Origin of the sequence: Diaphorobacter sp. C33, assembly GCF_030503915.1 — a bacterium.
GTDB lineage: Bacteria > Pseudomonadota > Gammaproteobacteria > Burkholderiales > Burkholderiaceae_C > Diaphorobacter > Diaphorobacter nitroreducens.
In genome coordinates, this window is the sequence record NZ_CP129980.1 from 419,465 (window position 1) to 432,500 (window position 13,036).

Annotated in this window: 14 protein-coding genes (1 of these 14 only partly in view); all 14 read left to right on the plus strand. The window is 62.8% G+C overall.

Going from position 1 to position 13,036, the window contains the following annotated elements; genetic code table 11:
* Positions 1-4 precede the first annotated feature (4 nt).
* Positions 5-832: a type IV pilus biogenesis/stability protein PilW gene (gene pilW, locus QY917_RS02020; RefSeq protein ID WP_015912788.1), complete on the plus strand. Its 828-nt coding sequence runs from the start codon at positions 5-7 to the stop codon at positions 830-832.
* The gene (locus QY917_RS02025) at positions 825-1,799 is read left to right on the plus strand and encodes a helix-turn-helix domain-containing protein (RefSeq protein WP_302078378.1); all 975 of its coding nucleotides are present in this window, start codon (positions 825-827) and stop codon (positions 1,797-1,799) included. Before pilW ends, QY917_RS02025 begins: the two co-directional genes overlap by 8 nt.
* Positions 1,800-3,077 (plus strand): flavodoxin-dependent (E)-4-hydroxy-3-methylbut-2-enyl-diphosphate synthase, encoded by a 1,278-nt coding sequence (gene ispG / locus QY917_RS02030; RefSeq protein WP_123675218.1) that lies wholly within the window; start codon positions 1,800-1,802, stop codon positions 3,075-3,077.
* A gap of 97 nt (positions 3,078-3,174) precedes the next feature.
* On the plus strand, positions 3,175-4,464 hold the full coding sequence (hisS, locus tag QY917_RS02035) for a histidine--tRNA ligase (protein WP_123675219.1): 1,290 nt from the start codon (positions 3,175-3,177) through the stop codon (positions 4,462-4,464).
* Between the two features lie 13 nt (positions 4,465-4,477).
* On the plus strand, positions 4,478-5,155 hold the full coding sequence (locus QY917_RS02040; RefSeq protein ID WP_123675220.1) for a tetratricopeptide repeat protein: 678 nt from the start codon (positions 4,478-4,480) through the stop codon (positions 5,153-5,155).
* The gene (bamB, locus tag QY917_RS02045; RefSeq protein WP_123675221.1) at positions 5,152-6,303 is read left to right on the plus strand and encodes an outer membrane protein assembly factor BamB; all 1,152 of its coding nucleotides are present in this window, start codon (positions 5,152-5,154) and stop codon (positions 6,301-6,303) included. Before QY917_RS02040 ends, bamB begins: the two co-directional genes overlap by 4 nt.
* 19 nt (positions 6,304-6,322) lie before the next feature.
* Positions 6,323-7,666, plus strand: coding sequence for a ribosome biogenesis GTPase Der (gene der / locus QY917_RS02050; RefSeq protein WP_123675222.1), 1,344 nt, complete (start codon positions 6,323-6,325; stop codon positions 7,664-7,666).
* Between the two features lie 77 nt (positions 7,667-7,743).
* Positions 7,744-7,995 carry an RNA chaperone Hfq gene (hfq, locus tag QY917_RS02055; protein WP_011804607.1) on the plus strand — a complete coding sequence of 84 codons (252 nt, stop codon included), beginning with the start codon at positions 7,744-7,746 and terminating at the stop codon, positions 7,993-7,995.
* Between the two features lie 63 nt (positions 7,996-8,058).
* Complete coding sequence (hflX, locus tag QY917_RS02060; protein WP_088887359.1) at positions 8,059-9,237, plus strand: GTPase HflX; 1,179 nt, start codon at positions 8,059-8,061, stop codon at positions 9,235-9,237.
* A gap of 51 nt (positions 9,238-9,288) precedes the next feature.
* Positions 9,289-10,644 (plus strand): FtsH protease activity modulator HflK, encoded by a 1,356-nt coding sequence (gene hflK, locus QY917_RS02065; RefSeq protein WP_011804609.1) that lies wholly within the window; start codon positions 9,289-9,291, stop codon positions 10,642-10,644.
* A 9-nt stretch (positions 10,645-10,653) separates the two neighbouring features.
* The gene (gene hflC / locus QY917_RS02070) at positions 10,654-11,559 is read left to right on the plus strand and encodes a protease modulator HflC (RefSeq protein ID WP_123675223.1); all 906 of its coding nucleotides are present in this window, start codon (positions 10,654-10,656) and stop codon (positions 11,557-11,559) included.
* Positions 11,560-11,588: 29 nt separating this feature from the next.
* On the plus strand, positions 11,589-11,768 hold the full coding sequence (locus QY917_RS02075; RefSeq protein WP_123675224.1) for a DUF2065 domain-containing protein: 180 nt from the start codon (positions 11,589-11,591) through the stop codon (positions 11,766-11,768).
* Between the two features lie 75 nt (positions 11,769-11,843).
* Positions 11,844-12,992 carry an ATP phosphoribosyltransferase regulatory subunit gene (locus QY917_RS02080; RefSeq protein WP_123675225.1) on the plus strand — a complete coding sequence of 383 codons (1,149 nt, stop codon included), beginning with the start codon at positions 11,844-11,846 and terminating at the stop codon, positions 12,990-12,992.
* A 29-nt stretch (positions 12,993-13,021) separates the two neighbouring features.
* On the plus strand, positions 13,022-13,036 hold the 5' end (the start) of the coding sequence (locus tag QY917_RS02085; RefSeq protein WP_123675226.1) for an adenylosuccinate synthase. 1,362 nt of this gene lie beyond the right edge of the window; 15 of the gene's 1,377 nt are visible here — the first part of the coding sequence; its start codon is at positions 13,022-13,024; its stop codon lies beyond the right edge, outside the window.

The window sequence follows — 13,036 nt, forward strand, 5'->3', positions numbered from 1 at the left end:
TTTCATGGCGAAGTGGCGGATCAATCATGGCGGGTGGCAGGCGATGGCGGCGATCGGCATTGCCGTTGTCGTCTCGGGCCTTGCCGGTTGTGCCCACCAAGGGGCCTCCGATGCCAATGGTGCTGTGGCGGAATCCGCATCCGGCGGCGGCGAAGCCGACGTGCGCCGCCGTGCGCGTATCCGGCTGGAGCTGGCTGCGAACTATCTGCAAATGGGGCAGACCACCGTGGCCATGGAGGAGGTGCGGCAGGCGATCACGACCGATCCCACGTATGCCGACGCCTACCACCTTCGCGGCTTGATATACATGAACATGGGCGACCTGGCGCTCGCGGAAGACAGCCTCAAGCGCGCCCAAGGCATGAAGCCTTCCGATCCAGACATCATGCACAACTATGGCTGGCTGCAGTGCCAGCGCCAGCAGTACGACGTCGCCAATCAGATGTTCGAGCGGGCGCTTGCCGTGCCGAGTTACAAGGCACGCAGCAAGACGCTGATGTCCCAGGGCCTGTGCTACCAGCGGGCGGGGCGTCTTGCAGAGGCCGAACAAGCGCTGAAGCAGGCCTATGAGATTGATGCGGGCAACCCGGCGGTGGGGTACCACTTGGCGGCCGTGCTGTTTGCGCGGGGCGAGGCCAAGCGGGCGCAGTTTTATGTCCGTCGCGTGAACAATGGCGAGTATGCCAATGCCGAGTCTCTGTGGTTGGGTGTGAAGATCGAGCGCGTGCTCAAGGAGTTCGTGGCCATGCGCCAGTTGGGTGATCAGTTGCGCAAGCGCTTCCCCAACGCGAAAGAAACCCTGGCATTCGAACGAGGGGCCTTCGATGAGTGAGCCCATGGGCGCCGCTGGGGGGGGTGATCATCGGATGCAGGATCACGGCACTGAACCGGCGGGCGGCGTTACCGCGGGGCAGTTGCTGAGGCAACTGCGCGAATCCGCAGGGGTCCATGTTGATGTGCTGGCCGGAACGCTGAAGGTGCCCGCGAACAAACTGCATGCGCTGGAAGCGGACCAATACGACGCATTTCCCGACGCCGTCTTCATGCGGGCGTTGGCGTCGGGCGTCTGCCGGACCTTGAAGGCCGATGCTGCGCCGGTGCTCGCATTGCTGCCCCAGAGCGGCCCCGTGCAGCTTGTGGTGGACAAGGGACTCAACGCGTCGTTCAAAGACCCTGGTCACCGGTTCATCAAGGGGGGAACGCTGGAGCGACCCAAGTCGCGCATGATGGGCGTGACGGTTGCCGCGCTGTTGGCCGCCGCGGTGGCCATCGCCTTTCTCCCGAAGGGCAACGACAGTTTGCCGGTCGCCAGCAGTCCGGAGGCGGTAACACCGCCACAGCGCGCGCCCGAAGCCACGCAACTGGACCCGGTGACTGCTGCGGTGCCCCCAACACAAGAGTCCGTTGCCTCAGGGGGACAGGCCACTGTGCGGGCAGAGCCATCTTCTGCTGCGGTGGCCTCAGCGGCCCTCGCCGCATCGGCCCCCGCTGCGGCGGTGGAGCCGGCCCCATCCCACGGCGTGTCCAACGAGGCCGGAGTTGACGCCAAGGGCACCGAGGCTTCGGGCGTGCTGGTCATTCGCGCCCGGGGAGAATCCTGGATCCAGGTGCGCAACGCCGCGGGCGGCGTCGTGCTGCAGAAGATCCTGGCTGCGGGCGAGAGTGTTTCCGCGGCGGGCAGCCCTCCCTGGTCGGTCGTCATTGGCAAGGCGGATGCCACGGAGGTGGTTGTGCGCGGCCAGCCCATGGATTTGAATGCGATTGCGCGCGAGAACGTTGCGCGTTTCGAGGTGAAGTAAATGAATATCTCCGGCACAGCCGCACCGATCGCTATGGCACAGCCCCAGGCACGCCGCTCGCGGCAGGCACGCATCGTCTGGGGCAGCCGGGTGGTCACGGTGGGTGGCGGCGCACCGGTTAGGGTGCAGTCCATGACCAACACCGACACGGTGGATGCGATCGGCACGGCCATCCAGATCAAGGAACTGGCGCAAGCGGGCTCCGAGTTCGTTCGCATCACGGTGAACACGCCGGAGGCCGCAGCGGCCGTGCCCTACATCCGTGAGCAGCTGGACCGCATGGGCGAGACGGTGCCGCTGGTGGGCGACTTTCACTACAACGGCCACCGCCTGCTGACGGAATTTCCCGACTGCGCACAGGCATTGTCCAAGTACCGCATCAACCCGGGCAACGTGGGCAAGGGCGACAAGAAGGACAAGCAGTTCGGCCAGATGATCGAGGCCGCGGTGCGCTGGGACAAGGCCGTGCGCATTGGCGTGAACTGGGGCAGCCTGGACCAGGAGTTGCTGGCCGAGCTGATGGATGCGAACAGCCGCCGCGCCCAGCCGTGGGATGCGCGCCAGGTCATGTACGAGGCGCTGATCACCTCCGCCATCGAATCGGCGAAACGCGCCGAGGAAATGGGCCTGAGCGGCGACCAGATCATCCTTTCGTGCAAGGTCAGCGGAGTGCAAGACCTGATCTCGGTGTACCGCGAACTCGCGCGCCGCTGCGACTATGCGCTGCACCTGGGTCTGACCGAGGCGGGCATGGGTACCAAGGGTATCGTGGCGTCGACCACCGCGCTTTCGATCCTGCTGCAGGAAGGCATTGGCGACACTATCCGTGTGTCGCTGACTCCGCAGCCCGGCGAGGCGCGCACCCAAGAGGTGGTGGTGGCCTCCGAGATCCTGCAATCGCTGGGACTGCGTGCGTTCGTGCCCAGCGTGACTGCTTGCCCGGGCTGCGGCCGTACCACCAGCACCACATTCCAGGAGCTGGCCAAGCAGATCGACGATTACCTGCGTGCGCAGATGCCCGTATGGCGGCTGCGCTATCCCGGCGTGGAAAAACTCAAGGTGGCCGTGATGGGCTGCATCGTCAACGGCCCGGGCGAGAGCAAACATGCCGACATCGGCATCAGCCTTCCCGGCACGGGCGAGGCGCCCGCCGCCCCGGTGTTCATCGACGGCGAAAAGGCCATGACCCTGCGGGGCGAGGGCATCGCGCGAGAGTTCCAGGATATCGTTGAAGGCTACATTGCCCGGCGTTTCGGCAACGGCGCAGGCGCACAGTGAAGTGTGCGCAAGTTTGCTATAAATATTATAGCCTCTAGCGCTTGATGGATAAGCGCTAGAGGCTGATTTGATTCAAAATCACAAACAACAGAACAAGATGCAGAAGCTGGTTGCCATCAAGGGCATGAACGACATTCTTCCGCCCGATTCGGCGCGCTGGGAATGGCTGGAGGACAAGGTGCGCACCCTCATGGCGCGCTACGCTTATCGCAACATCCGCACGCCCATCGTCGAGCCTACGCCGCTGTTCGTGCGCGGCCTGGGCGAAGTCACCGACATCGTCGAGAAGGAGATGTACTCCTTCGAGGACCGGCTCAACGGTGAACAGCTGACGCTGCGCCCCGAGGCAACGGCGGGGGTGGTGCGTGCGGTGGTAGAGCATTCCATGCTCTACGACGGCGGCAAGCGCCTGTACTACATGGGGCCCATGTTCCGGCATGAACGGCCACAGCGCGGCCGCTACCGCCAGTTCCACCAGATCGGTGCCGAGGCGCTGGGCTTTCCCGGCGCGGAAGCCGATGCCGAAATCATTCTGCTGGCGCATGCGCTGTGGGCGGAACTGGGGCTGGAGAACGTGCGGCTGGAATTGAACAGCCTGGGGCAGCCCGACGAGCGCCGCGCCCACCGCGCGGCGCTGATCGCATACCTCGAGCAGCACATGGATGTGCTCGACGAGGATGCGCGCCGCCGCCTGCACAGCAATCCGCTGCGCATTCTCGACACCAAGAACCCCGCGATGCAGGCGCTGGTGGAAGGCGCCCCGCGGCTCATCGACTTTCTAGGCGAGGCGTCGCTGCAGCATTTCGAGACCGTCAAGGCGATCCTGGATGCCAACGGCGTGGCCTGGAGCCTCAATCCCCGCCTGGTTCGCGGGATGGACTATTACAACCTCACGGTGTTCGAGTTCGTGACGGACCAACTGGGCTCGCAGGGCACGATCTGCGGTGGGGGCCGTTACGACTACCTGATCGAGCAGATCGGCGGCAAGTCCGCTCCGGCCGTGGGCTGGGCGCTGGGGGTGGAGCGCGTGCTGGAGTTGCTCAAGGAGCAGGAGACGCAAGTGGCCCGACCAGCTGCCGATGCCTATGCCGTAGTGCCCGACGCGTCTGCCCTGCCGGTGGTCATGGCTACCTTGCAGCGGCTGCGTGCGCAGGGGGTGTCGGTGCAGATGCACAGCCCCACCGCCGCAGGCGAGGGCATGGGCAGCATGAAATCCCAGTTCAAGAAGGCGGACGCCAGCGGCGCACGCTATGCACTGGTCTTCGGCGCCGACGAACTGGCCCGCGGGGCCGTGACCGTCAAGCCGCTGCGGGATAGCGGCGAGCAGGCGGAGCGCCCGCTGGCGGCGCTGGCCGAATGGGCGGCCACCCTACAATCCTCGCGCTGAACGGAACCACAACATGGCCAACAACTTCGACCTTCAAGAACAAGAACAGCTTGAGCAGATCAAGCACTTCTGGAACACGTGGGGCACGCCCATCACCTGGGTGTTGATTGTCATCATGGGGGGGCTTGCCGCCTGGAACGGCTACCGGCTGTGGCAGGGCAGCCAGGCCCAGCAGGCGACGGCACTGGCCGAGGCCGTGGAAATGGCCGTGCAGGCGGGTGACCTTGCGCGCGTGGAGCAAGCCGTGGGCGACCTGAAGTCGAGTTACGGCGGCACCGTGCAGGCGGGGCAGGCTGGCCTTCTGGCCGCCAAAGCGCTGGCCGACGCTGGCAAGTGGGACGCCGCCAAAAGTACGTTGGCTTGGGTGGCCGAGAAAGCGTCTGATGAGGGTTACCAGGCTTTGGCCCGGCTGCGCCTGGCCAGCGTCCTGATCGAGCAAAAGGCCTACGACGAGGCCTCGGCGCAGCTGTCGGGGAAATTCCCCGCAGAGTTTGCCGCTACGGTCGCGGATCGCAAGGGTGATGTGTTCGCGTTGCAGGACAAGAAGCAGGAAGCCATTGCCGAGTACCGCCGCGCCTACCAGGCTTTTGACGAGCGTGTGGAATACCGCCGCCTGGTGGAAGCCAAGCTCAACGCTTTGGGTGCACAGGTGGAGACGGTAGCCTCCGCTACGTCGGGGGGCGTGCAATGAGCCAGGCACGTAGTCATGCCATGAGGGCGCTGACCGGCGCCTCTTTGCTGGTGAGCCTGCTGGTGATGGGAGGGTGCTCGTTGTGGGGCGGCACGCCGAAGCCGAAGCCGGCGGAGCTCGGCCCCAACGTCCCTGTGCTGGGAGTGCGTCAGGCGTGGGTGTCCCAGATTGGGGCACAGGAAGGCCTTGAACTCGACATGCACGTGGAGGGCAGCGTGGTGACGGTGGCCTCTGCCAATGGCGATGTGGCGGCCATCGATGCACGCACGGGGGGCGACGTATGGCGCACGCGCCTCAACCAGCCGCTTGCCTCGGGCGTGGGAAGTGATGGGCGCTGGACGGCGGTGGTGTCGAAGGGCAACCAAGTTATCGCACTGGACGGCGGTCGGGAGATCTGGCGCAAGCCGTTGCCCGCCCAGGCTTATACGGCGCCGTTGGTCGCGGGCAAGCGCATCTTCGTGCTGGCGGCGGATCGCTCCATTTCCGCCTTCGACGCGGCGACTGGCTACCGGCTCTGGAGCCAGCAGCGGCCGGGTGAGCCCCTGGTCCTGCGCCAGGGCGGTGTGCTGATGGCCGTGGGTGACACCCTGGTTGCGGGGCTGTCCGGCCGTCTGGTCGGCTTCAATCCCGACAACGGCGTGGTGCGCTGGGAGGCGCCCTTGGCCAGCCCGCGTGGCACCAATGACGTCGAGCGGCTGGTGGAGATCGTTGGCCGTACGAGCCGTGTGGGCGACAGTCTGTGCGCGCGGGCTTTCCAGGCTTCGGTGGGCTGTATCGATGCATCCCGGGGGGCGGTCTCGTGGACGCAGCCCGCCAGCGGCGGCGTGGGCATCCACGGGGATGACACCATGTTGTTCGGCACGGAAAGCAACGGAACAGTGATTGCATGGCGGCGCACCGATGGGTCCCGTGCCTGGACATCGGACAGGTTGCAGTTCCGCAAGCTCACAGCGCCCTTGGTGCTGGGGCGTTCGGTCGTAGTGGGTGACGATACAGGGCTGGTGCACCTGCTGTCCCGTGAGGACGCCGCACCGCTCAACCGCCTGACGACCGATGGCTCGGCCATTGCGGCGGCCCCGGCGGTGGCGGGCGACACCTTGGTGGTGGTGACGCGCAAGGGCGGCGTCTACGGCTTCCGTCCGGACTGATAGGGATATAGGACACAGGATGAAGCCTGTCATCGCTTTGGTGGGGCGGCCCAATGTGGGCAAGTCCACCTTGTTCAACCGGTTGACCAAGTCGCGCGATGCGATTGTGGCCGACTTTGCCGGCCTCACACGTGATCGCCACTATGGCAATGGGAGACAGGGCAAGCACGAGTACATCGTCATCGACACCGGGGGGTTCGAGCCCGATGCCTCCAGCGGCATCTACCGCGAGATGGCCAGGCAGACCCAGCAGGCCGTGGCGGAGGCCGATGTCGTGGTTTTTGTCGTGGACGTACGCGGCGGACTGTCCGCCCAGGACCACGACATTGCCAACTACCTTCGCCGCCTGGGCAAACCCTGCGTGTTGGCCGGCAACAAGGCCGAAGGCATGCAGGACAGCATGCATCTGGCCGAGTTCTATGAGTTGGGCCTGGGAGAGGTGCACCCCGTATCGGCGGCGCACGGCCAGGGTGTGCGCAGCCTGGTGGATCTCGCGCTGAAACCGCTCGCGTTGCCCGAGATTGAGGAGGAGGATGCGGGGGCCGAGAAGAATGTCATCCGTCTTGCAGTGGCAGGGCGCCCCAACGTGGGCAAGTCCACACTGATCAATACCTGGCTGGGCGAAGAGCGTCTGGTGGCTTTCGACATGCCCGGCACCACGCGCGATGCCATATCGGTGCCTTTCGAGCGCAACGGGCAGAAGTTCGAGTTGATCGACACGGCGGGCCTGCGACGCAAAGGCAAGGTGTTTGAAGCGATCGAGAAATTCTCGGTCGTGAAGACCCTGCAGGCCATCGAGTCAGCCAATGTCGTGCTGCTGCTGCTGGACGCCACGCAAGGAGTGACGGACCAGGACGCACATATTGCCGGCTACATCCTGGAGAGTGGTCGCGCCGTGGTGATCGCAGTGAACAAATGGGATGCGGTGGACGACTATGGCCGGCAGCAGCTGGAGCGTTCCATCGAAACGCGTCTGTCGTTTCTAAAGTTCGCGCCGTTGCACTTCATCTCTGCGAAGAAGCGGCAGGGCATCGGGCCGCTGTGGTCATCCATCATCCAGGCGTACAAATCTGCCAACCGCAAGATGCCTACGCCGGTGTTGACGCGCCTGCTGCAGGAGGCGGTGCAGTTCCAAAGCCCTAAGCGCTCGGGTATGTTCCGGCCCAAGATGCGCTATGCGCACCAGGGCGGCATGAATCCGCCGGTGATCGTGATCCATGGGAATTCGCTGGAGCATGTCACGGACGCCTACAAGCGCTTTCTTGAGGCGCGTTTTCGCAAAGAATTTGACCTCGTCGGTACGCCGCTGCGTATCGAAATGAAAACCTCCAGCAATCCTTATACGGACAAGCAGAACTCCTGAGCCCCTGGACGGCGTATGGCCGTCTGGCTGTGGTAAGGTGCTGGTTTACAACAACATTTTTGAACACGGAGAATATCGTGAGCAATAAAGGTCAGCTTCTTCAAGACCCCTTCCTGAACGCATTGCGTCGGGAGCATGTGCCGGTTTCAATCTATTTGGTGAACGGCATCAAACTGCAGGGTCAAATCGAATCCTTCGATCAATACGTCGTGCTGCTGCGCAATACCGTGACGCAGATGGTGTACAAGCACGCCATTTCCACGATCGTGCCTGGTCGTGCCGTCAACTTCTCGACTGCGGAACCCGCCGCCGACGGGGACAACCAGTAAGCCCCTGCGGCAGTTCAAGGCTGCGCCACGGCGCAAGCATTGCGCATCCCAGGGCACGCAGCCTTGAGTTCCCATTCTTCTCCTGACACGAAATCCACGCCTGTTCTATTGGTAGGCGTGGATTTTGGTTTGCCCCATTTCGATGCCGAACTCGAAGAGCTTGGCTTATTGGCCCAGACTGCAGGCTTGAATCCTGTCGCGCGGCTGACGTGCAAGCGAAAGACGCCTGATGCGGCGCTGTTCGTGGGTAGCGGCAAAGCCGATGAGATCCGCACTCTGGCGCAGATGCATGGCGCGAAGGAGGTGCTGTTCGACCAGGCGCTGAGTCCGGCGCAGCAGCGGAATCTGGAGCGAAGCCTGGAATTGCCCGTCAATGATCGCACGCTGCTCATTCTGGAGATCTTTGCCCAGCGCGCCCGCAGCCACGAGGGCAAGCTGCAGGTGGAGTTGGCGCGTTTGCAGTACTTGAGCACTCGACTTGTGCGGCGCTGGTCGCACTTGGAGCGTCAACGCGGGGGGATTGGCACACGGGGCGGACCGGGCGAAACACAAATTGAGCTCGACCGTCGCATGATCAGCGAAGCCATCAAGCGCACGCGGGAGCGCCTGGTCAAGGTCAAGCGCCAACGGGCGACCCAGCGGCGGCAGCGGCAGCGGCGCGATACATTCAATATCTCGCTGGTGGGCTACACGAATGCGGGCAAATCCACGCTGTTCAATGCATTGGTGAAGGCGCGAGCCTACGCAGCGGACCAGTTGTTCGCCACGCTGGACACCACCACGCGTCATCTTTATTTGGGCGAAGCCGCGGGTTCGGTGTCCCTGTCCGATACCGTGGGCTTCATTCGTGATCTGCCGCACGGGCTTGTGGATGCGTTTCAGGCCACGTTGCAGGAGGCCGTGGACGCGGATCTGCTCCTGCATGTGGTCGATGCCGCCAACCCCGCCTTTCCCGAGCAGATTGCACAGGTGCAACTGGTTCTTGGTGAGATTGGCGCCGCAGATATTCCACAACTCTTGGTATTCAACAAATTGGATGCCCTCACGCCCGAAGTGCGTCCTAACGTGCGGCAAGATACCTATGAACTGGATGGGCGGCCTGTACCGCGGATTTTTGTCAGTGCCGGCCTTGGCGAAGGGGTGGCTGACTTGCGGCAGCTATTGGCAGACATGGTTCAGAAGTCACTTTCGTCAGGCATGCCCCCTGTGACGGCGGCTGAATTGAAGGGCGAGTGGGACTGATTGGGCACAATGCTGGTGTTCTATTGCTATTGAGAGTACGAGAATTCGCGCATGAACCTTCTTAACCGGGCCTCTCGCTGGGCCGTGCTGCCTGAGCGTATTCGGGGGATGTTCAATCTCAACGATCCTCGTTGGGGCCGTGGGGACGATAAGGGCGAGGGTGGACAGCGCCCTGATTCGGAGCGCCCTTCTCCGGATAACTCACAGCGTCCACGTGGACGTGACCAGAATCCTTCGGGACAGCCGCCGGACCTGGATGAGTTGTGGCGTGATCTGAACCGCAAGCTGGGTGGGTTGTTTGGCGGCGGCGGGTCGCGTGGTCCCGCTTCTGGTGGCGGCAATGGTGGTTTCCAGCCAGACATGAAGAACGCGGGAGTTGGCGTGGGATTGATCGCCGCCATAGCGGTGCTGATCTGGCTGGGCACTGGCTTTTTCATCGTGCAAGAAGGCCAGCAGGCGGTGATCACCCAGTTCGGCAAGTACAAGAGCACGGTCAACGCCGGCTTCAATTGGCGTCTGCCTTACCCCATTCAGCGCCATGAACTGGTGTTCGTGACCCAGATCCGGTCCGCTGATGTGGGGCGGGATAGCGTCATCAAGAGCACGGGACTGCGTGAGTCCGCCATGCTGACCGAAGACGAGAACATCGTCGAAATCAAGTTCGCAGTGCAATATCGTTTGAATGACGCGCGTGCGTGGCTGTTCGAGAGCCGCAACCCGGCCGAAGCCGTGGTTCAGGCGGCAGAGACGGCGGTGCGCGAAGTCGTGGGCAAAATGCGCATGGATACCGCCTTGGCGGAAGAGCGGGACCAGATTGCTCCGCGCGTGCGCAACCTGATGCAGACCATTCTGGATCGATACAAGGTCGGCGTGGAAGTCGTTGGCATCAACCTGCAGCAAGGGGGGGTGCGCCCTCCTGAGCAAGTACAGGCGGCTTTTGATGACGTGCTCAAGGCGGGCCAGGAGCGGGAGCGCGCTAAGAACGAAGCCCAGGCTTATGCCAATGATGTGGTTCCGCGTGCCACGGGTACGGCGTCCCGCTTGATCGAGGAGGCGGCAGCCTACAAGGCGCGCATCGTGGCGCAGGCGCAGGGTGACACACAGCGCTTCAGCGCCGTCCTTGCTGAATACCAGAAGGCGCCGCAAGTGACGCGAGACCGCATGTATCTGGAGAGCATGCAGCAGATTTACGGCAATGTGACCAAGGTACTGGTGGAGTCGCGGCAAGGATCCAACTTGCTGTACCTGCCGTTGGACAAGATCATGCAGAGCGTTTCACAGCAGACATCGGCGGCTGCGGCGACCGATACGCCGCCAGCGACAGTCCCTCCTGCCGCGACCTCTCAATTTCCCGGCGATTCTCGGTTGCGTGATGCCAACCGTTCGCGCGAACGTGAGTCCCGATAGGAGAGCCGTGTGAACAGAATCGGATTTATCGCATCGACAGTTCTGCTGTTGCTGGCATTGCTCAGCTCGATGGTGTTCGTCGTCGACCAACGCCAGTTTGGCGTGGTGTACGCGTTGGGGCAGATCAAGGAAGTCATCACGGAACCAGGCTTGAATTTCAAGCTACCCCCACCTTTCCAAAACGTTCGCTACATCGACAAGCGTCTGCTCACGCTGGACAGTTCAGACACCGAGTCGATGCTGACAGCCGAGAAGCAGCGCGTGGTGATCGATTGGTATGTGCGCTGGCGCATTACCGACCCATCCGAGTACATCCGCAATGTGGGACTGGACGAGAACGCAGGTGCACTGCAGCTCAATCGGGTGGTCCGCAATGCATTTCAGGAAGAGGTCAACCGTCGCACCGTCAAGGAGCTGCTGTCGCTCAAGCGCGATGCGCTGATGTCCGACGTGAAACGGGAAGTGCTGGAAGCTGTCCGCGGCTCTAAGCCTTGGGGTGTCGATGTCGTGGACGTGCGCATCACGCGGGTCGACTACGTAGAAGCGATCACGGAGTCCGTCTATCGACGCATGGAAGCGGAACGCAAGCGCGTTGCGAATGAACTGCGCTCCACGGGCGCGGCGGAGGGGGAAAAGATTCGCGCAGACGCAGACCGGCAGCGCGAGATCACCATTGCCAATGCCTACCGCGACGCCCAGAAGATCAAGGGCGAGGGTGATGCGGAAGCTGCGCGTCTGTATGCGGAGGCATTCGGCCGTGATCCTCAATTTGCACAGTTCTACCGGAGTCTCGAAGCTTACAAGGCAAGCTTCAACCGCAAGGGCGATGTCATGGTGCTGGATCCGGCGAACTCTGAGTTTTTCAAGGTATTCAGAGGCGGGACGGGTAACGCATCTGCGACCCCCCGCCGCTGATGAGCGACTGATGGCGGTGGTCGGCCTCCATGAACGGGTTCTGGATCGCGTTGGGTTGGGTGCTGGTCATCGAAGGGCTGCTGCCCTTCGTGTCACCTGGCGGTTGGCGCCGCATGTTCACGCAGCTTTTGCAATTGCGTGACGGCCAGATTCGCTTTTGCGCGCTGCTGGGGCTGATCGCTGGCGGCGCCATTCTGCTGCTCGCGTAGCCTGGCCGCTTTCGGTCCCGGGGTGGGGCTTATCCATGCCGGTAGAATCAACGTTTTAACAGCCTGCCCCATCCCATGTCTGCCTGGGTCCTGCCGGATCATATTGCCGATGTCTTGCCTTCCGAGGCGCGGCACATTGAAGAACTTCGCCGCGGACTGCTCGATACGGCACGCAGTTACGGTTATGAGTTGGTGATGCCTCCTTTGCTGGAGCATCTGGAATCACTGTTGACGGGCACTGGCGAGGCGCTGGACCTCCAAACGTTCAAATTGGTGGACCAACTCTCGGGTCGATCTCTCGGCTTGAGGGCCGATACGACCCAACAGGTCGCACGCATTGATGCGCACCTGCTCAACCGGCAGGGGGTGGCGCGTCTATGCTATTGCGGCCCAGTACTGCACACGCGTCCCGATCGTCCGCACGCCACCCGGGAGCCCTTGCAGTTTGGAGCCGAGATCTATGGACATCCAGGTATCGAGGCGGATATCGAAGCAGTGTTGCTGTCGTTGGAGTGCTTGCGCAGTGCCCACGCACAGGAGGTGAGCGTAGATCTGGCCGACGTCCGCATCGTGCGCAGTCTGCTTGCAGGACTTCCTGTCGGTATGCATCAGCTCGCCCACGTCCACGGTGCGCTTGCTGCCAAAGATGCCAGCGAACTGGCGTCGTTGACACGCGATTTCCCGTCTGCATCGCGGGAAGGGTTGTTGGCACTGTTGCAGCTGTATGGCGATGCAGCAGTGCTGAATGAGGCCGAAAACTTGTTGAAGCCCTTTCCTGGTGCGCGCGAGGCGCTATCAGATTTGAGGGCGATTGCGGCACGAATGGACGGTGTGCGGGTCACATTTGATCTGGCAGATCTGCGGGGTTATGCCTATTACAGCGGAGCGCGTTTTGCGATTTATGCGCAGGGCGCCAGTGATGCGCTGGTGCGAGGCGGCCGCTATGACGAGGTCGGCGCGGTCTTCGGCCGTAACAGGCCAGCCGCAGGCTTTAGCCTGGACGTGAAGCAACTGGTGGGCGTGGTGTCGGCTCCGCCATTGCGTGCGGCCATCCGGGCGCCCTGGGGCGATGGTGGTGCGCTCAGTGCTGCCATTGCTACGTTGCGTCGTCAGGGCGAAACCGTGGTGTGTGTGCTGCCGGGGCACGGCAGCGAAGTGGACGAATTCCACTGCGATCGGGAGCTTGTCCTGGTGGATGGCAACTGGGTCGTAAAGGCGATTTGAGTTTCTTCAGCATTTGAATCGGGTTTGACATGAAAGCAAGCAAG